19 protein-coding genes and 4 tRNA genes are annotated in these 20,084 nt (G+C 70.4%); 10 read left to right on the top strand and 13 right to left on the bottom strand.

Features of this window, described 5'->3' with window-relative positions; translation table 11 throughout:
* Positions 1 to 149 precede the first annotated feature (149 nt).
* The 4 genes from ACFYTE_RS36815 to ACFYTE_RS36800 all read right to left on the bottom strand — a co-directional run bounded on the left by ACFYTE_RS36815 (position 150) and on the right by ACFYTE_RS36800 (position 5,867).
* Positions 150 to 2,078 carry an ABC transporter ATP-binding protein gene (locus ACFYTE_RS36815; protein WP_388720175.1) on the bottom strand — a complete coding sequence of 643 codons (1,929 nt, stop codon included), beginning with the start codon at positions 2,076 to 2,078 and terminating at the stop codon, positions 150 to 152.
* The gene (locus ACFYTE_RS36810) at positions 2,078 to 3,811 is read right to left on the bottom strand and encodes an ABC transporter ATP-binding protein (protein ID WP_388720172.1); all 1,734 of its coding nucleotides are present in this window, start codon (positions 3,809 to 3,811) and stop codon (positions 2,078 to 2,080) included. Before ACFYTE_RS36810 ends, ACFYTE_RS36815 begins: the two co-directional genes overlap by 1 nt.
* Before the next feature lie 197 nt (positions 3,812 to 4,008).
* Positions 4,009 to 5,460, bottom strand: a complete 1,452-nt coding sequence (locus ACFYTE_RS36805) for an FGGY family carbohydrate kinase (RefSeq protein ID WP_388720170.1) — start codon at positions 5,458 to 5,460, stop codon at positions 4,009 to 4,011.
* Positions 5,461 to 5,561: 101 nt separating this feature from the next.
* Entirely contained in the window at positions 5,562 to 5,867 is a 306-nt protein-coding gene (locus ACFYTE_RS36800; protein ID WP_388720321.1) for a YtxH domain-containing protein, read from the bottom strand.
* 161 nt (positions 5,868 to 6,028) lie between these two features.
* Between ACFYTE_RS36800 and ACFYTE_RS36795 the strand changes: the two genes are divergently transcribed.
* The 3 genes from ACFYTE_RS36795 (at position 6,029) to ACFYTE_RS36785 (ending at position 6,431) form a co-directional block, all read left to right on the top strand.
* Positions 6,029 to 6,101 (top strand) — tRNA-Asn (locus ACFYTE_RS36795).
* Between the two features lie 5 nt (positions 6,102 to 6,106).
* A tRNA-Asn gene (locus ACFYTE_RS36790) sits at positions 6,107 to 6,179 on the top strand.
* A gap of 178 nt (positions 6,180 to 6,357) precedes the next feature.
* Positions 6,358 to 6,431: transfer RNA gene (locus ACFYTE_RS36785), tRNA-Ile, on the top strand.
* 510 nt (positions 6,432 to 6,941) lie between these two features.
* On the opposite strand, the gene ACFYTE_RS36780 is transcribed toward ACFYTE_RS36785, so the two are convergent.
* The 3 genes from ACFYTE_RS36780 to ACFYTE_RS36770 form a co-directional block, all read right to left on the bottom strand.
* Positions 6,942 to 7,343, bottom strand: coding sequence for a hypothetical protein (locus ACFYTE_RS36780; RefSeq protein WP_388720167.1), 402 nt, complete (start codon positions 7,341 to 7,343; stop codon positions 6,942 to 6,944).
* 129 nt (positions 7,344 to 7,472) lie between these two features.
* Entirely contained in the window at positions 7,473 to 7,775 is a 303-nt protein-coding gene (locus ACFYTE_RS36775; RefSeq protein ID WP_388720165.1) for a hypothetical protein, read from the bottom strand.
* A complete protein-coding gene (locus tag ACFYTE_RS36770) occupies positions 7,772 to 7,969 on the bottom strand; it encodes a hypothetical protein (RefSeq protein WP_388720162.1) in 198 nt (65 codons plus the stop codon). The genes ACFYTE_RS36775 and ACFYTE_RS36770 overlap by 4 nt, the downstream gene beginning before the upstream one ends.
* Before the next feature lie 210 nt (positions 7,970 to 8,179).
* On the opposite strand from ACFYTE_RS36770, the gene ACFYTE_RS36765 reads away from it, so the two are divergent.
* Genes ACFYTE_RS36765 through ACFYTE_RS36755 form a run of 3 tightly spaced genes read left to right on the top strand, consistent with a single transcriptional unit; the run spans position 8,180 to position 9,814 of the window.
* A complete protein-coding gene (locus ACFYTE_RS36765) occupies positions 8,180 to 8,440 on the top strand; it encodes a hypothetical protein (RefSeq protein ID WP_388720159.1) in 261 nt (86 codons plus the stop codon).
* A complete protein-coding gene (locus ACFYTE_RS36760; RefSeq protein ID WP_388720156.1) occupies positions 8,412 to 8,939 on the top strand; it encodes a DUF6879 family protein in 528 nt (175 codons plus the stop codon). The genes ACFYTE_RS36765 and ACFYTE_RS36760 overlap by 29 nt, the downstream gene beginning before the upstream one ends.
* A 23-nt stretch (positions 8,940 to 8,962) precedes the next feature.
* A complete protein-coding gene (locus ACFYTE_RS36755; protein WP_388720153.1) occupies positions 8,963 to 9,814 on the top strand; it encodes a helix-turn-helix domain-containing protein in 852 nt (283 codons plus the stop codon).
* A 77-nt stretch (positions 9,815 to 9,891) separates the two neighbouring features.
* On the opposite strand, the gene ACFYTE_RS36750 is transcribed toward ACFYTE_RS36755, so the two are convergent.
* Positions 9,892 to 10,161 (bottom strand): hypothetical protein, encoded by a 270-nt coding sequence (locus ACFYTE_RS36750; RefSeq protein WP_388720150.1) that lies wholly within the window; start codon positions 10,159 to 10,161, stop codon positions 9,892 to 9,894.
* A 391-nt stretch (positions 10,162 to 10,552) separates the two neighbouring features.
* Here ACFYTE_RS36750 and ACFYTE_RS36745 point away from each other — a divergent pair.
* Positions 10,553 to 10,628: transfer RNA gene (locus ACFYTE_RS36745), tRNA-Ile, on the top strand.
* 355 nt (positions 10,629 to 10,983) lie between these two features.
* On the opposite strand, the gene ACFYTE_RS36740 is transcribed toward ACFYTE_RS36745, so the two are convergent.
* The 4 genes from ACFYTE_RS36740 to ACFYTE_RS36725 form a co-directional block, all read right to left on the bottom strand.
* A complete protein-coding gene (locus tag ACFYTE_RS36740) occupies positions 10,984 to 11,511 on the bottom strand; it encodes a hypothetical protein (RefSeq protein ID WP_388720147.1) in 528 nt (175 codons plus the stop codon).
* A gap of 536 nt (positions 11,512 to 12,047) precedes the next feature.
* Complete coding sequence (locus tag ACFYTE_RS36735) at positions 12,048 to 13,085, bottom strand: rod shape-determining protein (RefSeq protein WP_388720144.1); 1,038 nt, start codon at positions 13,083 to 13,085, stop codon at positions 12,048 to 12,050.
* Between the two features lie 626 nt (positions 13,086 to 13,711).
* Positions 13,712 to 15,148, bottom strand: a complete 1,437-nt coding sequence (locus ACFYTE_RS36730; RefSeq protein ID WP_388720141.1) for an acyl-CoA synthetase — start codon at positions 15,146 to 15,148, stop codon at positions 13,712 to 13,714.
* Positions 15,149 to 15,277: 129 nt separating this feature from the next.
* Complete coding sequence (locus ACFYTE_RS36725; RefSeq protein ID WP_388720318.1) at positions 15,278 to 16,363, bottom strand: MerR family transcriptional regulator; 1,086 nt, start codon at positions 16,361 to 16,363, stop codon at positions 15,278 to 15,280.
* A 153-nt stretch (positions 16,364 to 16,516) separates the two neighbouring features.
* On the opposite strand from ACFYTE_RS36725, the gene ACFYTE_RS36720 reads away from it, so the two are divergent.
* Positions 16,517 to 17,392 carry a RimK family alpha-L-glutamate ligase gene (locus ACFYTE_RS36720; RefSeq protein ID WP_388720138.1) on the top strand — a complete coding sequence of 292 codons (876 nt, stop codon included), beginning with the start codon at positions 16,517 to 16,519 and terminating at the stop codon, positions 17,390 to 17,392.
* A gap of 87 nt (positions 17,393 to 17,479) precedes the next feature.
* On the opposite strand, the gene ACFYTE_RS36715 is transcribed toward ACFYTE_RS36720, so the two are convergent.
* Positions 17,480 to 18,034 carry a hypothetical protein gene (locus ACFYTE_RS36715; protein ID WP_388720315.1) on the bottom strand — a complete coding sequence of 185 codons (555 nt, stop codon included), beginning with the start codon at positions 18,032 to 18,034 and terminating at the stop codon, positions 17,480 to 17,482.
* Positions 18,035 to 18,475: 441 nt separating this feature from the next.
* On the opposite strand from ACFYTE_RS36715, the gene ACFYTE_RS36710 reads away from it, so the two are divergent.
* Both ACFYTE_RS36710 and ACFYTE_RS36705 read left to right on the top strand, forming a co-directional pair.
* A complete protein-coding gene (locus ACFYTE_RS36710; protein WP_388720135.1) occupies positions 18,476 to 18,934 on the top strand; it encodes a lactococcin 972 family bacteriocin in 459 nt (152 codons plus the stop codon).
* Positions 18,935 to 19,076: 142 nt separating this feature from the next.
* The gene (locus ACFYTE_RS36705) at positions 19,077 to 19,754 is read left to right on the top strand and encodes a hypothetical protein (protein WP_388720131.1); all 678 of its coding nucleotides are present in this window, start codon (positions 19,077 to 19,079) and stop codon (positions 19,752 to 19,754) included.
* Positions 19,755 to 20,084: the final 330 nt, after the last annotated feature.

Below are 20,084 nucleotides of genomic sequence, written 5' to 3'. Positions count from 1 at the left end.
ACGGCAGCCGCGAGCGGCCTTCGCCTCGGCGCCTGGACCACCCCGGGGGCCCGCACCGGGCAGCACTTCCCCCCGCCGGGCGGCGGCGCGGCGGGGCGAAGTGGTCGGGATCTCGAATCCGCAGGCGACGGCCCCCATCGTGGGTCGGGTCAGTCGATCTCGGCGACTGCCTGGGCGAACTGGGCCTTGTACAGGCGGGCGTAGGCACCGTCGGCCGCCAGCAGCTCGGCGTGCGCGCCCTGTTCGACGATCGAACCGTTCTCCATGACGAGGATCGTGTCCGCGTCCCGGATGGTGGAGAGCCGGTGGGCGATGACGAACGAGGTCCGGCCGTGCTGGAGCTTCGCCATCGCCTTCTGGATCAGCACCTCGGTACGGGTGTCGACGGAGCTGGTCGCCTCGTCGAGCACCAGGATCACCGGGTCGGACAGGAACGCCCGCGCGATGGTGATGAGCTGCTTCTCACCGGCGCTGACCCCCGTGCCCTCGTCGTCGATCACCGTGTCGTAGCCGTCCGGCAGGGTGCGGATGAACCGGTCGGCGTGGGCCGCCCGCGCCGCCTCCTCGATCTCGCCCCGGGTGACCTCGCGCGCGGCGCCGTAGGCGATGTTCTCCGCGATGGTGCCGCCGAACAGCCAGGTGTCCTGGAGCACCATGCCGATGCCGGAGCGCAGTTCGTCCCGGGACATCCGTGCGATGTCGACGCCGTCCAGGGTGATGCGCCCGCCGGACACGTCGTAGAACCGCATGAGCAGATTGACCAGCGTGGTCTTGCCCGCGCCGGTCGGGCCGACGATCGCGACCGTGTGACCGGGCTCGGCCTTCAGCGACAGGTCCTCGATCAGCGGCTTGTCGGGGTCGTAACGGAAGGAAACGCCCTCCAGCGCCACCCGGCCGCGCAGCTCGGTCGGCCGCTCGCCGGGCACCGGATCCGCCTCCTGCTCCTCCGCGTCCAGGAGTTCGAAGATCCGCTCGGCCGAGGCGACACCCGACTGCACCAGGTTCGCCATCGAGGCGACCTGGGTCAGCGGCATCGAGAACTGCCGCGAGTACTGGATGAAGGCCTGCACATCACCGATGGACAGCGAGCCCGAGGCGACCCGCAGACCGCCGACGACCGCCACCAGTACGTAGTTGAGGTTCGAGACGAACATCATCAGCGGCTGCATGATCCCGCTGTTGAACTGCGCCTTGAACCCCGCCTCGTACAACGCCTCGTTCTGCTCGGCGAACTGCCGCGCCGACTCCTCCTGCCGGCCGAACACCTTCACCAGGGTGTGCCCGGTGTACATCTCCTCGACGTGCGCGTTCAGTTTGCCGGTCGAGCGCCACTGCTGCACGAAGTGCGGCTGGGAGCGCTTGCCGACCCGGGTGGCGACGACGAACGACAGCGGCACGGTGACGAGCGCGACAAGGGCCAGCAGCCACGACACCCAGAACATCATCGCCAGCACGCCGATGATGGTGAGCAGCGAGTTGATGAGCTGCCCCATCGACTGCTGGAGCGTCTGCCCGATGTTGTCGATGTCGTTGGTGGCCCGGGACAGCACCTCGCCGCGCTGCCGCTTGTCGAAGTACGACAGCGGAAGCCGGGACAGCTTCGTCTGCACGTCCTCGCGCATCCGGTACATCGTGCGGTTGACGGACCGGTTCACCAGCCGGGTCGCCACCGCCATCAGCAGACCGGCCACCAGGAAGGTGCCCAGCGCGAACAGCAGGACATTGCCGACGGCGCCGAAGTCGATGCCCTGGCCCGGGGTGAAGTCGGTGCTCTTCAGCATGTCCGCGACGGCGCCCTCGCCCCGCTCGCGCATGGACTGGAGCACCTGCTCCTTGGTGGCCCCGGCCGGCATCCGGCGGCCGATGATGCCCGCGAACACCAGGTCGGTGGCCCTGCCGAGGATCTTCGGGCCGATCACGCTGAGGCCCACGCTCACGACCACGCACAGCAGCAGACCGTAGATCGTGAGGCGCTCGGGCCGGAACTGGGCGATGAGCCGCTTGCCCGACTTCGTGAACTCCATCGACCGCTGGTCCGGTCCTGCCCCGCCCATCATGCGTCCCATGGGACCGGCCATCAGGCAGCCTCCGCTTCCGTGAGCTGGGAGAGCACGATCTCCCGGTAGGTCTCGTTGCCCGCCATCAGCTCGTTGTGGCGGCCGGTGCCGACGACCCGGCCCTCGTCCAGGACCACGATCCGGTCGGCGTCCCGGATGGTCGCCACCCGCTGGGCGACGATCACCACGGTGGCCTCGGCGGTCTCCCGGGCGAGCGCGCCGCGCAGGGCGGCGTCGGTGGCGTAGTCGAGGGCGGAGAAGGAGTCGTCGAAGAGATAGATCTCCGGGCGCTGGACGAGCGTACGGGCGATGGCCAGCCGCTGGCGCTGACCGCCGGAGACATTGGTGCCGCCCTGCGCGATCGGCGCGTCGAGGCCGCCCTCCAGCTGCCGCACGAACTCCTTGGCCTGCGCCACCTCCAGCGCCTGCCACAGCTCCTCGTCGCCGGCGTCCGGATTGCCGTACCGCAGGTTGGTGGCGACCGTGCCGGCGAACAGGTACGGCTTCTGCGGCACCAGACCGACCGTCCTGGCGAGCAGTGCCGGATCGACGCTTCCCACGGGCACGCCGTCCACGAGCACCTCGCCCTCGGTGGCGTCGAACAGCCGCGGCACCAGGCCGAGCAGCGTCGACTTGCCGCTGCCCGTGGAGCCGATCACGGCGGTCGTCTCGCCCGGCCGGGCCACCAGGTCGACGGACCTCAGCACCGGCTCCTCGGCGCCCGGGTAGCGGAACCCGGCCCCGCGGATCTCCAGGTGCCCGTGCCGGCGCAGCTCCGTGACCGGCGCGGTCGGCGGCACCACGGACGACTCGGTGCCCAGCACGTCCTCGATGCGCTCGGCGCACACCTCCGCGCGCGGCACCATCATGAACATGAAGGTGGCCATCATCACGGACATCACGATCTGCATCAGATAGGCGAGGAACGCGGTCAGGTCGCCGATCGCCATGCCGCCGCTGTCGATGCGGTGGGCGCCGAACCACACGACCGCGATCGAGGAGACGTTCACCACGGTCATCACGATCGGGAACATCAGCGCGAGCATCCGCCCGGTGGCCAGCTGCATGTCGGTCAGCTCGCCGTTGGCCTTGCGGAACCGGTCCTGCTCGTAGGTGTCCCGGACGAAGGCGCGGATGACCCGGTTGCCGGTGATCTGCTCGCGCAGCACCCGGTTCACCGTGTCAAGCCGCTCCTGCATGGACCGGAACAGCGGACGCAGCCGGCGCACGATCAGCGTCACGCTGATGCCCAGCACCGGTACGACCGCGACCAGTACCGCGGACAGCGGGACGTCCAGGCCGAGGGCGAGGATGATGCCGCCCACGCACATGATGGGCGCGGACACCATCAGCGTGAACGACATCAGGACCAGCATCTGGACCTGCTGCACATCGTTGGTCGTACGGGTGATCAGCGAGGGCGCCCCGAAGTGGCCCACCTCACGGGCGGAGAAGGACTGCACCCGGTCGAAGGCGGCGCCCCGCACGTCCCGGCCGAGCGCGGACGCGGTCTTCGCGCCGTAGTACACGGCACCGATGTTGCACACGACCTGGGCGAGGGAGATGCCTATCATCAGCGCGCCGAAGGACAGGATGTAACCCGTGTCACCCTTCACGACGCCGTTGTCGATGATGTGCGCGTTGAGCGTGGGCAGATAAAGAGTGGCGCTCGTCTGCAGGAGTTGCAGCAGCACCAGGAGAACTATGGGTTTCTTGTAGGGCCTCAGAAAGGTCCGCAGAAGTCGTATGAGCACGCTGGGTCTCTTCGAGTCGGCGAGTGGGAGCTGGTCGGTACGCCCCTGGCCCCTATCGTCGGACACTCCACCCGCGTTACCTCAACCGATTAACCCGCCTGTGGGGCAGCGCCTCGAAGGGGCGCGGGGAACTGCGCGGCCGGCCACGATGGTGCCGCAGCCGGCCGACGACGTTCCACGGCCCTTCCCGCGGAGCGCTATGCCTGGAATGCCCCGGGGTGGGTCTGTTCCCGCACCGACACGAACTGCTGGCGCACCGCCTGCCCCACGGCCAGATCGTCGCCCGGCTCCAGCACCTGCGCCGCCGCGCCCTGCCAGGCGGGCGGGGTACGCGGGTCGAGCGAGCCCTGCGAGACCCCCAGCGCCCAGGCGGCCTGCCGGGCCGCGCCGATCGCGGCGTAGTCGGCGGGCTGCGGCACGACGACCTGCGCGCCGAACAGCGAGGGCGCCGCCGCCTGCACCGCGGGCAGCTCGGCGGCCGGACCCAGCAGGAAGACCCGGCGCACCTCCACACCCCGCCCGCGCAGCACGTCCAGCGCGTCCGCGAGAGCGCACAGCATCCCCTCGAAGGCGGCCCGCGCCAGATGCTCCGGCTTCATCGACTCGCGCCGCAGCCCAGCCAGCGTGCCGGCGGTGTGCGGCAGGTTCGGGGTCCGCTCGCCCTCCAGATAGGGCAGCAGCACCAGACCGTGCGACCCCGGCGTCGACTTCATCGCCAGCTCGGACAGCCCCTCCAGGTCGGGCAGGCCGAGCAGTTCGGCGGTGCCGCGCAGGGCCCGTACGGCGTTCAGGGTGGTGACGACCGGCAGGTGCAGACCGGTGGCGTCGGCGAGCGAGGTGATCATCCCGGACTGATCGGTCAGCGCCTCCGGGTGCACCGCCATCACGGAGCCCGAGGCGCCCAGCGACACCACGGCGTCCCCGAGACCGATACCGAGCCCGAAGGCGGCGGCCATCGTCTCCCCGGTCCCGGCGGAGATCAGCAGGCCCTCCGGCGTCGTACCGGCCGCGTCGGCCGGCCCGATCACCTCGGGCAGCACGGCCTGGTGACCGAGCGCCAGCTCGATCAGATCGGGCCGCCAGGCGCCGGTGGCCGCCGACCAGTACCCGGTCCCGGAGGCCCCGCCCCGGTCGGTGGTCCGCCGCACCGGCCGGCCGAGCAACTGCCACACCAGCCAGTCGTGGGCCTGGAGCAGCAGGGCGGTGCGCAGCGCGTGCTCGGGTTCGCTGCGGGCGAGCCAGCGCAGCTTGGTCACCGGCTGCGCGGCCTGCGGCACAGAGCCGACCGCCTGCGCCCACGCACCCCGCCCGCCGAGCGCGTCGATCAGGTCGGCCGCCGCGACCTGCGCCCGCTTGTCGCCGCCCACCAGCGCCGGACGCACCGTGTTGCCCTGCGCATCGAGCGGGATCAAAGCGTTCTGCTGCGCGGAGACGCCGATCGCCTGCACGCCCTCAAGCAACCCGCCGCCGGCCGCCTCCCCCAGGGACAGCAGCCAGGCCTGCGGGTCGATGTCGGAGGGGCGCCCGCCGCCGGGGCTCTCCACGGGGTGCGGCGCATAGCCCTGCCGGAGCACGGCCCCCGTGTCCGTGTCGCAGACGACGATGCGAGTGAAATCGGGCGAGCTGTCCAACCCGGCGACTATCCCCATGACCGAAATTCTGCCGTATCGCGGCGTCTGCTGTGGCCGTGGGCGGTTCATCGCTTCTCGGGTGCCCGGCCGGGCACCCGAGAAGCGGCCGACTGTGCCGACTACGGGGCGCTGGTACCCCAGTCGTCCGCGCCGGAGCCGCCGGCGGTGCGCTCGCGCAGGGTGCGCACCCGGTGGGCCACCGAGTCGGGCATGCGGTCGCCGACCTTGTCGCTCACGGTGTGCAGCGCCCGGCCCGCGAACTGCCGCCCCTGCTGGGCCGCCGTCTCCGCGGTGTTGCGGACGGCCGGGTTCTGCGCGAACTGCAGAGCGGACTTCTTCAGCTGCTCGTAACGCTCGCGTCCGGCCCTCGTGCCCAGTACGTAGCCCAGGGCGAGTCCGGCGACGAACGTGAGCCGGTAGCGCATGACGGCCACCCTTTCCTTGCGTAGGTCTGCTTGGTACGACATCGGCGTGGGGAGAGTACCGATTGGCGGAGCACCCCCCTGCTTGCGCTAATGTATGTGTCGCAGCGAGCGCGCGCCCCCTGGCGGATACCCAGGGAGGTACGTTCGATGCGATGAGGCATTCCTCCGTAGCTCAATTGGCAGAGCAGCCGGCTGTTAACCGGCAGGTTACTGGTTCGAGTCCAGTCGGGGGAGCTCGGTCCTCCGTAGCTCAATTGGCAGAGCAGCCGGCTGTTAACCGGCAGGTTACTGGTTCGAGTCCAGTCGGGGGAGCATGCTGAACGAGGACCCCGTAGGGGTCCTTTTTCATGTCCGCGCCGAATCCTGGGAACCGCCCGGCACGGGGCGGAGTCCTCAAGGTCATGTGAAGCCGACCATCCGAGGCAGGAGATCGTATGAGCGGCTATGCTGCGGCAGACGGCGCGCACACTTGTACGCGACACGCCGCTATGGGGCGGTAGCTCAGCCGGTTAGAGCAGCGGACTCATAATCCGTCGGCCGTGGGTTCGAGTCCCACCCGCCCCACCGAGGCGCCCCAGTGCAGAAACCTTCTGACCTGTACTGGAGCGTCGGCCCTTCCTCATCGGAGGGGCTTTCTTCGTCTCTCAAGATCGTTAGCTGGCTCGCTGCTGGCCCGAGAGCCAGGCGATCATGGCGCCGGGGGATCCCAAAGCAACTCGCCGACGTGTCGGGGGAGCACCGCTCCAATGGTCGAGCAGCCGCGTCCCTGGGCGACGAAGCGGCCCCGGCCGGGCAACTGTGGAGTGCCGGCCGGGGCCGTGGTCGAGCCTCAGGGCGTCAGGTCAGATTGCGGGCTGGCCGCTTCCGGGGCACATCTCGCGGCTGCCCTGCGCCTGGTGCGGGGCGGTCGGCTCGCCGGGGTTCGCGCTTCCGTAGGCGCCGCACACGGGGCAACTGGCCTCGCAGCGGCCGGGGTCTACACGCATGAGCAGGTCTCCCTCGATCGTCGGGATGGTGCTGATGTGTGGTGCTGGTGGTGCACTCCCCGGTGCCGCGGGCGCGGCCGGGGAGGTCTCAGATGCGCCGGATGAACGCCCGGGAGCCGTTGTGGAAGAAGACGGTCACGCCCTCGCCGCCACTGCTGTCCTCGCGGGTCGACCAGCGGTCGATCTTCGCGATCTTCGGGGACTCGGCGCGGCCGATGACCGCGGCCAGCCACTCCTCGCCCCCGTCCTGCACGGTGGTGTCCGTCCACGCAGCGGGCTGCCCGTCGACCTCGGCGGTGGGGGTGTCGTGCTTCTCGCCGTCCGCGAGCTGGTGGTTGAACTGCCAGCGGGTCTCCTTGGACCCGACGGTCACGACGATCCCGCGGGGGTGCTTGGTGTCGCCGGCCTCGGCGAGGGTCTGGACGCGGCTTACGCCCGGCGTGTTCTTGACGCAGTCCATGACGAATGGGACGAATGTGTCGTTGCGCATGACGGTCCTCTCCGTGCGAAGCGGCCAGTCTAGGCACTCGCGCACCGCCCGGTTCAGGGGTCTGGCCCCGGCCGGATCGGCGTCCGGCCGGGGCCTGGTGCCGCCCGCAGGCCAGGGGCGGGCGGCGTCTCAGGGCGCCAGCGCGAGGCGGCGCAGGGCGCGCGCGTCGGGGCAGTAGTCGCGGTGCGTGCACCGCGGGCACACCGTGACGTGGACCGCGTGCACGCGCGCGGCCTCCCGCTGAGCGCACGGCAGGCACGCGTGCGGGAACCAGCGGTCCAGGCGCCCCTCGGCCACCCGCAGCCGCGGCCCCAGCGGTATCTCGGGCTGCCGTGCGCACCAGGGGCAGGCGGTGCCGTCGAGTTGCGCGGCCGTGAACTCACGGCGGGGCATGGGCAGCATCTCGACCGCGTTCACGAAGGCGGGGTTCACGGTCGGTCGGTGAGCGGGACCAGGCCGTACACGTCGCGGCACGGGCCGCAGGCGAACAGGCCTACCCCGGGCCCTGAGCCCTGCTCGATCGCGCTGATGAGCCGGATGCCGTCGGCGGCGCCCTTGTGCCAGGTGCACCAGCCGTAGGCGGTGGGCTTGTCGGGGGTGGCCTCGGTCTGCGTAGTCTCTGCCATGTCGACGCTCCTCAGCGGCGTTGGCCATGCCCCGGGAGGCCCGCCGCCTCGCCGGGGTTTCGTCGTATCCGCCGACGCTAGGAGCGTCCACATAGCCACAGCCAGCAATGTGCACCGATGTACACGCGACTTATTTGCGCACTTGACCTGCCAAGTCCTGCGCATAACGGTGGTGTACATCTCTGAACACGAAACTTGCAGGAGGCGGTCATGCCCCTACAGTTCTTCGGGATCGACCCGAACACCGGCACAGGCGAAAGCCCGACAGTGTGGGTCGACGACAGCACGAACGAACTGGTCATCCAGGGATGGAAGCCAGGACCCGAACTAGAAGCAGAGTGCGCCGCGTTCAGGGTGCCCGGGCACGCGGCGGGCATCCCCGAGCATGAGGCAGTCATCCGAATCCCGGCCCGCATGGTGCCGGCCCTACGAAAGGCGTGCGATGCCGCGGAACGTGCCCAGCTTCGATGACCTCTTGGACGGTGCCGAACGCACTGCCGTCCACCTTGAGATGCGAGACGCCTATGGAGTGGCCAGCGAAGCCGACGACTTCGCCCGCTGGAAAGCCACAGGCGAACGGGACACCGATCCGGACTCTCCGTACTGGGGCCCGTGGACCAGGCTGATCCGGCGGACCGTCGCCCGCGGCGTCGCTGTGCGCCGAGCCCGTATCGTCTCCGAACCGGTGAGCGACTACATCCGGTACGAACACGCAAGCACTGTCGTGAACCTGGGGGCTGGGGAACAGGTGCGGTGGCTCGCCCGCCGGCGCGCCTCCGATATCGCGCTGCCAGGCAATGACTTCTGGCTGATCGATGGTCGTCTGATCCGGTGGAACCACTTCACCGGGGACGGCGCCTCTGCGCCCGGCGAGATCAGCGAGGACCCGGCCGCAGCAAAGCTGTGCGCCGAGGCGTTCGAAGCGGTGTGGGCTCGCGCCGTGCCACACGAGAACTACAAGATCAGCTAACGCGAAAGTGACCAGGCCAGCTCATGCCTCTCTCCCCGTCCTCCTCGGCCCAGGCAGCCCGCGAAGCCGTCGCCGGTCGCCTGAAGGAACTTCGCGCTGACGCCGGGATCACCGGGCCCGAGCTGGCCACGCGTTGCGGCTGGAGCCACCCGAAGACCTACCGGATCGAGGCCGCGCGCACGCCCCCTTCGGCTGAAGACATCCGCCGCTGGTGCGCGGCCTGCGACGCGCAGGACCAGGTGGACGACATCATCGCCCAGTCCCGTACCGCAGAGTCCATGTATGTCGAGTGGCGGCGCAAGGTCCGCACCGGGCTGAAGCAGCTGCAGAACAGCTACGTCCCGCTCTTCAAGGCCACGAAGCTGTTCCGGGTCTACTCGCCGATCATGGTTCCTGGGCTGCTCCAGACCGAGGGGTACGCACGCGGGCTGATGACCTCGATCACTCGCTTTCGGGACATCCCCGACGACGTCGCCGACGCAGTCGCCGCACGACTCGCACGCTCCCGGATCATCCACGAACCCGGGCACCGGTTCGCGATGGTCATCGAAGAACCGGTCCTCTACTACCAGTTGGGGGACGCGGACGCGATGGCCGCCCAGTTGGGCTACCTGCTGACCGCCGGCGCTCTGCCGCAGGTGTCGCTGGGCATCATCCCCAGTGCGACCACCGCGCGTCCCATGTGGCCGCAGGAGCTGTTCCACGTGTACGACGAGACGCTGGTGTCGGTCGAGTTGCTGGCCGCCCGCGTGCAGGTGACCCAGCCCTCGGAGATCGCCCTCTACCTGAAGGCGTTCGAGCAGCTGCGCGGCATGGCTGTGTACGGGGCCGACGCGCGCGCCCTGATCCTCAAGGCGATCGAAGCCCTGCCCTGACCCCTGAACGCACGAAAGCGGCCCCGCCTCTGCCGAAGCAGGAGCGGGGCCGCTGGGGTTTCGTTGCGCGTTTCGTTTCACCGCCAGGGGGTGAGGTCGAGTTCCTGCGGCGGCTCGGGCGCCGGCCCAGCTGGAGTGTCCGGGCCGACCCGGCGAGCCCACCGCCAGATCTCCAGCACGTAGGACGTCAGCAGCTTGCGCTGTGTGCGCTCCGCATCGAGATCCTTCCGCAGCTCGGCGGCTATCGTCGTGAACTCGCTGCGCCGGTTCGTCGCCCTCGACTGCGTCCACGACAGCACGCCCACCACCAGGGCGACGCCGCCCCCGACCAGTGCCCCAACATCCATCAGCGTCTCGCCTTTCTCAGGTACGGCGGCAAGGGATCGTCCATACCTGAGACGAGCACCACGCCGATCGTGAACGCCCCCCACCCACACGCGGACCCGACGGCTGGAGGGAACTGGCCGGCGGCAGCTGCCGCGAAGACCCCGGCCCACAGGCCCGCAGGCACGGCGAGCGCCGCGTAGCCGAGGGCCTGGATCCGGGTATGCTGGGCGTGGTGTTGAAAGGGCTTCTGACCTGCGGGTCGGGGGCCCTTCTTGCTGGCCCCCTGCTGGCCCGAACGCCCCGGAACGCGGTGACACGCGACGACACCAGACGGTATGAGAGCTTGAAAGCCAGTGCGGTCGAACACTTCGTGACCAGCATGAACCGCACTTGCATGGCACAGGACGGTACGGGGCGGAATGAGGCGTATCGAAGCTACCGGAGACTCATAATCCGTCGGCCGTGGGTTCGAGTCCCACCCGCCCCACCGAGGCAGGAACGTTTTCACCTGCGGCAGAGCGTCGGCCCCTCCGTGCCGGAGGGGCTTTCACCGTCTCTGAAGATCGTTGGCTCAGCCGAAGCTCAACCGAGACGTAGACGATCACGACGGCCGGGGCTCCCCAAGCAACTCGCCGACGTGTCGGGGGAGTACCCCTCCAATGGTCGAGCGGCGGCCTCCCGGGACATGGACGGATTCCCGTCAGCGGCTTGCCGGTTGGGGCGGGGTGGCCCGCGCGTCGGCGTCCGGCGCGGTTGTCGGGCCACGATGGCCAACGGCAGAGCACGGTCTTGGCCGGTGGCCGCTGGTGGGTGTCTCCTCGGCCTTGGCGTCTCCGCAGTGGTCAGGGGGCCGTGGTGACTTCTTTCTCGGCGAGGTCGTTGATGATCTTCTCGACGGCCTGGTGCAGTTCGTCGTCGGTCAGGGCGCCGCACGCGCCGGACCCGGTGGCGCCGGCGCCTTCATCGGTGGGGTCGGGGAGCGTCTGTTCGATCCAGGCCCGGCATGCGGCGGAGACGCCGGTGGCCGTGGTCGGCGTGGGCTCGGCGGCACCGGGCGTGGCGAGGTCGGAGACCGGGATGCCGTCGCCGAAGGCGTCCTTCAGGGCGTCGCCGGCGGCCTTGTCGGCCTCGTCGCTCTTCAGCCATTCCGTGATCACTTCGCCGGTCAGGCGTCGTAGCGTCTTGTCGTCGAGGCCGTCGCACTCGGCGGGCCGGCCGCCTTCTTCGTCGTTCTTCGCGGCTTTGGACACCTGCTCCTCCAGCGCGGCCTTGCAGGCTCCGGGGCCGGCTTCGGCGTCACCGCTGCCGCATCCGGCCGTGAGGGCGGTGAGCGCGAGCAGGGCAGCGCACAGGGCTGTACGGATCTTCATGGTTGCCCCCAGCAGTCACTGAGGGGGCATCATCCGCCGGGTGGCGGTGCCGTGCGGGCTCTGTGGCCGTGTTGTGACCCTGCCGGGCGGCCGGCGCAGCCGGGGCGGGGGTCGGCGGGCATGACGATGCCCCCTGCGCCTCCCGAGGGGAGTGCAGGGGGCATACCAGACACCCCGGTGATACGGCGCGGTCGTGCCCCAGGTTCTTCCCCGTCGGCCGCGCCGTCCTCCACCTCCAGTGTGCGCGTCGCGCTCCCCACCCGCACCTCGATCTCGGGCCCGACGGGCTTGGGCATGGGCCGGGCTGGGCAGGACGATCAGGACGAGGCACCGGGAAGCATGAGGAGGGCGCCATGGACCGCCGGATCCGTGTTCGTGTCAGCCGTCGGCCCGCCGCCCCCCGCGGCCAGGAGATCGACCGCAGGACCCCTTCGGGGCGGATCCTGCCGTACTGAACGGCGTGGCCCGGCGCTGAGCATGGTCGGCAGCAGGCGGGGCAGGGGGCCTCGGGCATACGGCCGCGGCGCGGTGCCGGCTCAGGCGGCCAGCGGGTTCAGGACCAGGGGCTCGATCTTGCCCTCCAGCATGGCGCCGATGCCCTGGACGGCGCACACGTCGGGCCGCTCGGCGATGTTCACCGGCATCCCGGTCGCCTCCCGCAGCATCTGGTCAAGGCCGGGCAGCAGCGCGGAGCCGCCGACCATGACGATCCCGACGTCGGCGAGGTCGGCGACCAGATCGGGCGGGCAGTCCCGCAGCACCTTGCCTATGCCGTCGAGCACGGCCGTCAGCGGGGTATGGATGGCGTCGCGCACGGCGGCGGTGTCGATCCGCACGCTGCGCGCGAGACCGGTCGCCACGTCCCGGCCGTGGATCACCGTGGACACCGGGCCGTGCGGGGTCAGGCCATTGCCGGACAGGGCCAGTTGCAACGGTCGTACGGACTGGCTGGGCAGCACCAACTCGTGTGCGTGCCGCAGGTGTTGCACGATCGCATGGTCGACCGCCTCGCCGCCGACCGGGATCCGTTCGGCGGTGACGATCGAGCCGAGCGAGAGGACGGCGACCTGGGTGGCGGCGGCACCGCATACGACGATCATCGTGCCCTGGGCGCGTTCCACGGGCAGACCGCAGCCGACGGCGGCGGCGATCAGGGTGTCCACGAGTTCGACGCGGCGGGCGCCGAGGCCGGCCAGCGTCTCGATCGTCGCCCGCTGGGCCAGCGGATCGGCGTCGTGCGGGGTGCAGGCGGCGGCGCGCAGCCGCGTCTTGCGGCGCAGCGCGCGGCGGATCTTGTCGCCGAGGAGATGGCGCAGCATCCGCTGGGCCATCTCGATGTCGACGACGGTGCCGCCGGACACCGGCCGTACGACGCGGATATAGCCGGGGGTGCGTCCCGTCATCCGCTCCGCCAGCTCGCCCACGGCGATGAGCGCGCCGGTGCGGGTGTTCACTGCGGCGGCGGACGGCTGGTCCACGACGAGGCCGACGCCCTTCACATAGACGCGGGTACGGGCCGCGCCCAGATCGACGGCGAAGTGGCAGCGGCGCAACTGCTCCAGACTGACGGTCACGGCAGATCCTCCCGAGTGCGCAGGCCGTGGCGGTGCCGCCGGTTGGCGGGCCTCTTACGTATCCTCCGCCCCCGGCGGATCCGACGCCTCCCGAAGAAGGCCGAAGAGGGCCGACCGGGGCACCCTGAACGGTGATCCGGGCCGGGCCGGTGCCCCGGGCGACGCGGGCTGTCCCTCCGTCCCGGCCCCTTGGGCGACTCACGTCCCGCGCTGTCGGACCCGGCCGCCGGCCACTTCCCTCGGCGAGGCGGCTCGGCCAAGAGGGTGACGTTACGCCGATCGGGTGGCACGAGGACGAGGGACCGGCGCCGCGCCCCGTAGGGGCGCGGGGAACTGCGCGACCAGCCACGACGCCGCCGCAGCCAACGATGGCGCCGCGCCCTATAGGGGCGCGGGGAACTGCGCGACCAGCCACGATGGTGCCGCAGTCAACGATGGTGCCGCAGTCAACGATGGCGCCGCAGTCAACGATGGTGCCGCAGTCAACGATGGTGCCGCAGTCAACGATGGTGCCGCAGTCAACGATGGCGCCGCAGTCAACGATGGCGCCGCAGTCAGCGATGCTGCCGCAGGCGACCGGCGCCGTAGCCAAGACGGCGCCGTAACCCGGCCCACCCAGCGGAGCGTCACAGCGTGCGTTTCATGACTTTGCCCAGATCGTTGCGAGGCAGCGCAGCCAGATGGTGGACGACGCGCGGCCGCTTGTGCGGGGCCAGGCGGCGGGCCACATGGTCGGCCAACTCCTCGGCTCCGGGCGGGGACTGGGCATCCACGGGCACGATCCATGCCACGATCCGCTCGCCCAGGTCCGCGTCCGGCTCCCCGGTGACGGCCGCCTCGCTCACCCCCGGATGTTCCAGCAGCGCGTTCTCGATCTCCCCGGCGCCGATCTTGTAACCCCCGCTCTTGATCAGGTCGGTGGCCTTCCGGCCGACGATGCGGACATAGCCGTCGGCCTCGCGCACCGCCATGTCGCCGGTGCGGAACCAGCCGTCCGCGGTGAACGCGGCGGCGGTGGCGTCGGGCCGGTTGAGGTACTCGGTGAACAGGTTCGGGCCGCGTACCTGGATCTCGCCGATGCTCTCCCCGTCGTACGCCGCGAGGACCGTGCCGTCCTCCTCCACCAGCCGCAGCTCCACGCCGGGCAGCGGCACCCCGACCGTGCCCGCGCGGGGCTCACCGTCGGCCCGCACGCTCGTGTTCATGAGCGTCTCCGTCATGCCGTACCGCTCGATCACCCGCTGCCCGGTCGCGGCCGTGATCCGCTCGTGGTCGTGCACCGGCAGCGCGGCGGAGCCGGAGACCAGCAGCCGGGCCCGGCCCAGCGCCTTGGCCAGCCCGGGGTCCTCGGGCAGCGCCTCGGCGATCCGGTGGTACATGGTCGGCACCCCGAAGAGCATGGTCGCGCCGTCGTTCAGCTCCCGGGTCACGCCCTGGGTGCCGAACCGCCCCAGGTGCCGCACCGAGCCGCCGCGCCGCAGCGGGCCGAGGACGCCCAGCACCAGCCCGTGCACATGGAACAGCGGCAGCCCGTGCACCAGGACGTCGTCCGCGGTCCACCGCCAGGCGTCGGCCAGCGCGTCCAGGGTGGCGGCGAGCGCGCGGCGGGGCAGCACCGCGCCCTTGGGCGGGCCGGTGGTGCCGGAGGTGTAGACGACCAGCGCGGGGTCGCCGCCCGCCGCACGGTCCTCGGGGACGTCGCCGCCGCCGTACGCGTCCACGTCGAGCCGCGCCAGTGCGTTCAGCGGCGCCGGGAGCCGGTCACCGGGCGCGGCCAGCACCAGGGAGGGCGAGCTGTCGGAGAGGATGTGGGCGAGTTCGCCCTCCCCGGACTTCGGGTTGAGCGGTACGGCGGCCACCCCGGCGAGCAGGGCGCCCACCACCCCGACGGCCGTCTCCGGTTCCGGCGTCGCCCATACGGCGACCCGGCCCGCGCCCCGGACCCGGGCAGCCACGGCACCAGCGGCGGCGCCCAGTTCCGCGTACGTCAGCGACCGTTCGCCGAACCGCAGGGCGACGCGCTCGCCCGGACCGCCCGCCAGGGCCGGAAAGAGAAGGGACACGCGGCGCACTCCTTACCCGTCGGGGAGCACCGGCACAGCGCTCCGCACGCTCCTGTGTGCCACCGACGGTAGAGGATCGGACCGTCGGCGAGGGCGCCCGTGCGGGAGCGGCGGGACGCGGCGGTGGGCTCAGGCCGCCGTCTCGACCACGTCGGCGACCACGCAGCTGACGTTGTCCGGGCCGCCGGTGGCGTTCGCCTCGCTGATCAGGGCGCCGACCGCCGCGTCGGGGGTTGCGGCCGTGGACAGCACGTGCGCGATCCGGTCGTCCGTCACGACCCCGGACAGGCCGTCGGAGCACAGCAGATACCGGTCGCCGGGCAGCGCGTCACGCAGCTTCAGGTCGGGGGCGGTGCTCGCGCCACCGCCGAGGGCGGTGCCCGTGTCACCGCCGAGCGACTTCAGGAGCAGGGCGCGCTGCGGGTGCGCGGTGGCCTCCTCCGGGGCCAGCCGGCCCTCGTCGAGCAGCGACTGGACCATGGTGTGGTCGTGGGTGATCCGGAACAGGCCGCCGTCGCGCAGCAGATAGGCGCGCGAGTCCCCGATGTGCACCAGGGCCAGCCGTGAACCCGTCAGCAGCAGCGCGGTCAGCGTGGTGCCGGCCTCCGTCGCGCCGCCTGCCGCGTCCCGCACGGCCTGGTGCGCGCCCTGGACGGCGTCCTCCAGCAGGTTCAGGATGCTGCCCGCGGACGGTTCCGCGCTCTCCAGGAACTTCAGCGCCTCCACCGCGGCGCTGCTCGCCGGCGCCCCGGCGGGCCCGTACCCGTCGGCCACGGCGAGCAGGCGTGCACCCGCGTACGCCGTGTCCTGGTTGGCGGGCCGCACTCGGCCGGTGTCGGAGCGGGCGCAATGACGCAGTTCCAGCATGACGGTGTCCTTCCTCGACTCTGCGTTCAGATGGTCGACGAGAAATGCGGCGAGGTCCCGGCGCACGGCCGTCTCGGCCTCCACCCGCGCCCAGTGGGCGCGGATCTCCCGTGCGGCGGCGGCCGGTTCCAGCGCGCACACCGCGCGGATCCCGGCGAGCGGCATGCCCAGCCGGCGCAGCCAGGCCACCAGCCGGGCCTGCTCCAACTGCTCGACGGAGTAGTACCGGTACCCGGTGTCCGGGTCGACCCGCGCGGGCCGCAGCAGGTCCAGCTCGTCGTAGAGCCGCAGCGCCTTCGGCGAGAGCCGGCTGGCCTTCGCGAAGGCGCCGATCGTCAGCATCTCCATGCCCCACCCCCGGGTGCCGCTGTGCTCGTCGTCCCGCCACCGATGCTGCGGCTTCACCGAGGGTGAAGGTCAAACCGGTTGCCGCGGTCGCCGTCGCGACGGTTAGCCTGCGGTCTGATCATCCGCCGCATTCATACGCCGAGGGAGCCCGCCGTGCCCCGTATCGCACTCGCCACCTACGACCCCGGAACCGAGCCGAACCGGGACCGCGACCTGCCGGTCCTGCTGCGGGCCCTGGCGGACGCCGGGGCCGAGGCCGCCGCCGTGCACTGGGACGACCCCGGCGTCGACTGGAGCGGGTTCGACCTCGTCGTCATCCGCTCCACCTGGGACTATGCCTGGCGGGCCGAGGAGTTCGTGGCGTGGGCGGAGCGGGCAGGCAAGGTGACGCGGCTGGCCAATCCGGCCGCCGTCGTGCGCTGGAACACCGACAAGCGGTACCTGGGGGACCTCGCGGCGGCAGGCGTGCCCGTCGTGCCGACCCGTTACGTCGCGCCCGGATCCGCGGCCGAACTCCCGGACGATCACGACTTCGTCGTCAAGCCGACCTTCGGCGCGGGCGCCCGGTACGCCGCGCGGTACGCACCCGGCGAGCGCGACGCGGCACTGCGGCAGCTGGCCCGCATGCACGAGGAGGGGCTGACCGCGATGGTGCAGCCCTACGTCCGCGGCATCGATGTCGGCGGCGAGCGGGCCCTGCAGTTCTTCGGCGGCCGGCTGCTGCACGCCAGCCGCAAGCGGGCCGTGCTGGCGCCCGGCACGGCGTACGACGCGGAGAAGGTGGCCCACCCCGACCTGGAGCGCTGGCTGCCGACACCGGCCGAACTCGCCGTCGCCGGGCGCGCGTTGGCCGCCGTACCGGACGCGCCCGAACTGCTGTACGCGCGTGTGGACCTGGTCGACGGCGAGGACGGCACGCCCCACGTGATGGAACTGGAACTGATCGAACCCAACCTGTTCCTCTTCCTGCACCCAGCTTCGACGGCCACGGTGACATCGGCGATCCTGGCGGCGTGCGGCGCCCCGTAAGGGGCGCGGGGAACTGCGCGACCAGCCACAACGCACCCGCACCCGACCGACTACCGGCGCGCCCAGCCACAACGCACCCGCACTCGACTACCGGCGCGTCACCCCTGAGGCGCCGCCGGCAACCCGCTGCAACAAGCCCCAAGTGAACTCGGCGACAACCTCGCGGCGGACGCCGTGCGCGTCGGGGGCCGTGAAGGCGAGGCCCCAGCGGGTGGGGGCCGTGCCCTCCAGCGGGCGGGCCGGGGCGAAGGCGCGGGCCGCCTCGTCGACCGTGCACGACCAGGGCGTGAGGTCTTCGAGGCGGGCGAGGCGCGGCGCGGGGGCGCCCGGCGCGCGGACCAGCCACTCGTTCCAGACCGCGCCCGTGGCGGCGACCAGCACCTCGAAGCGCAGGTCGGGCCAGAGCGGGACGGGCCACTGCCACACCGCGCACTCCAGGTCGCCGATGGTGCGTTTGCCCTCCGACTCGGGCGCGCCGAGCACCGAGCGGTACCGGGAGGCCGCCGGGCGCGGCCTGGGGGAGCGGACCATCGCCTGCCAGCGCTTGTTGGCCTCGCGCATGTCCGCGAGGGACACGCCCAGCTCGCGTCGGGCGTCCTCGACCAGGTCGGGGTACGTCCTCGACGGCACCCGGCCACACATCATCCGCCCGCGCCGCGCGCGAGCGCTCCGCTTCGAGACCGGCGGGAAGATCGTGTTCGCGAAGGGGGTGAGGCACCCAGGGACCAGGCCGAATAACTTCATGGGCCGTGCGCTTCGCCTCGGCCGGTAGGTCGTTTTTCTGTCCCAAAACCGTCGGTGTCACAACTCTACGTAGCAGTGACGGGAGAGGTCGATGAAGGCAGGTTTACGATGAAGGCAAGTTTCAGTAAGCGCGCCGTGGGCTAGAGCCCGTGATTTTGGAATGAGTGGCGGGAATGTGTCCCGATGGCGCGGAACCATCCAACAGATCGGTATGCTGACGGGTGTGCAAGTCGGCCAGGGGGAGCTTTCGGTCAACCTTCTGGAGTTCCCTTTACACGTGGACATGATGTGTAGAGGATCTCCCTTGATCCCCACAAGGGAATCAAGGGAGGGGTTTTCGTGAAGATCTCCGGTAGATCGGTCATTTTCGCCGTTGCGGGCGCAGCTCTGGCTGCTGGCGGCCTCGCCACGCCGGCCACTGCGGACGGTGCTCAGCTCGGCGCTTCCGACACCATCATCGTCCACCACCGCGGGGACGGGACCCAGCCGCCCCCAGAGCTCGGTGACCCTGAGGAATGGGGCGAGGTGACGTTCACGATGGACGACAGCTCGGCGGGAAGCGTTACGCCAAAGGTCATTGTCGAGGTCGGTGGCGGAACGTGGAGCTACGGCTGGTACCTCACCACGGGCGGCAAGTACTGCTACTCGAACTACTACCACCACGACGTGCGGCACGGCTCAACGGTGAAGATCGCTGGTGACACGGCGAAGGACATCGTGGGCCCGAACGACTATTCCAACGCGAACCTCACCAGAGGCGCCGCCTTCACGTGCTCCACCTACTACTCTAAGTACTGAGCCTTCATCTCCCGGCGCTCTAGCGCTGCGCCTCCACCCTGTGTGGTGTGGGCATGTGCTAGACGACCGGGGGAGGTTCGTGTCGCCCGGGGTTCCTGTACTGGCACCAGCACAGGAACCCCGGAGAGGCATCATTTTCACCTTGAGGATTGACCGTAGAGACGGGGAAAGAGAAATCCTGTACTTTCCGCGCGCACGCGTTGCGCCTATCGCGGTAGCTCTCGTGATGGGTGCGGCACTTGGCGTAATTGGCCCACTCGCGGGTAAGTTCGATAACGCGATCTGCCATGCCGTAGCCCTTGTATTTTCCGGCGGGTGGTCGTGGGCGTGTTTCGCATTTTTGGTGGGCTATTCCCGCCGATCGAAGATCGAATCGTCGCTGCTGGCCTCTTCGGCATTGGCCATCGGCGTGGTTGTGTACTATCTTTTCAAGTTCCTGACACCAACTGCTCCAGTCGGGCGGGTTATCTCTGCTGGATCCGGAGAGGACCTAACTTCCAGAATCCTGTTCTGGGGGATAGCGGCTTTCGTGGCCGGTGCGCCTGTGGGCCTCGTGGGGAACCTGGGGCGAACTTCCGGCATTGGCGGCCTTCCATTCCGTCTGCTTGTTCCATTGATCGCATTTATTGAGACTTCTCAGCGGCTGAGCGTGGAGGCGGACTCACAAGGACTGATTGTCGATCTAACCTGGAACGCGATTCGTGTAGTTGCCGTCGTTGCTGCCTTGGCTCTCGTGGGGCACACGATGTGGACCTGGCGCACTCGGCGCAGCCGCCCCGAGTGCCGGTCGGACGTTGGAGCGTCAGCGAAGCGCGTCTGACACATGGCTTATGGCTCAGCGTTGCTGACTCGGCCGCTGGCTGGCGTCTGTCTCCGCGTGTGTTCAGAGGCGTATCTCCGTGTGGAGTGCCGGTTCGCTTGGATCAGCGTGAATCAAGTGGAAGCCGTTGACGTCCAGCTAGGCTTCCTTGTACGCCGCTGGTTTTGGGCCGGGCGTCCCGCGCGGGAAGAGAAGGGCCACCCGCGGCTAACAGCAGCTAACACAAAGAGGTGGATCGGAGCCGATGGCCGTGTCCGGGGCGGGAGTTGACCGTTCGTTCCGGTGTGGGGACATCGCCGTGGATCGTGTCGGATGAGCTGTGGGACCGCC

Origin of the sequence: Streptomyces sp. NPDC004629, assembly GCF_042873595.1 — a bacterium.
In the GTDB taxonomy this organism is placed as follows: domain Bacteria; phylum Actinomycetota; class Actinomycetes; order Streptomycetales; family Streptomycetaceae; genus Streptomyces.
Note: the sequence above shows the minus strand (reverse complement) of the source record. Positions and strands in the feature narration are given on the sequence as shown.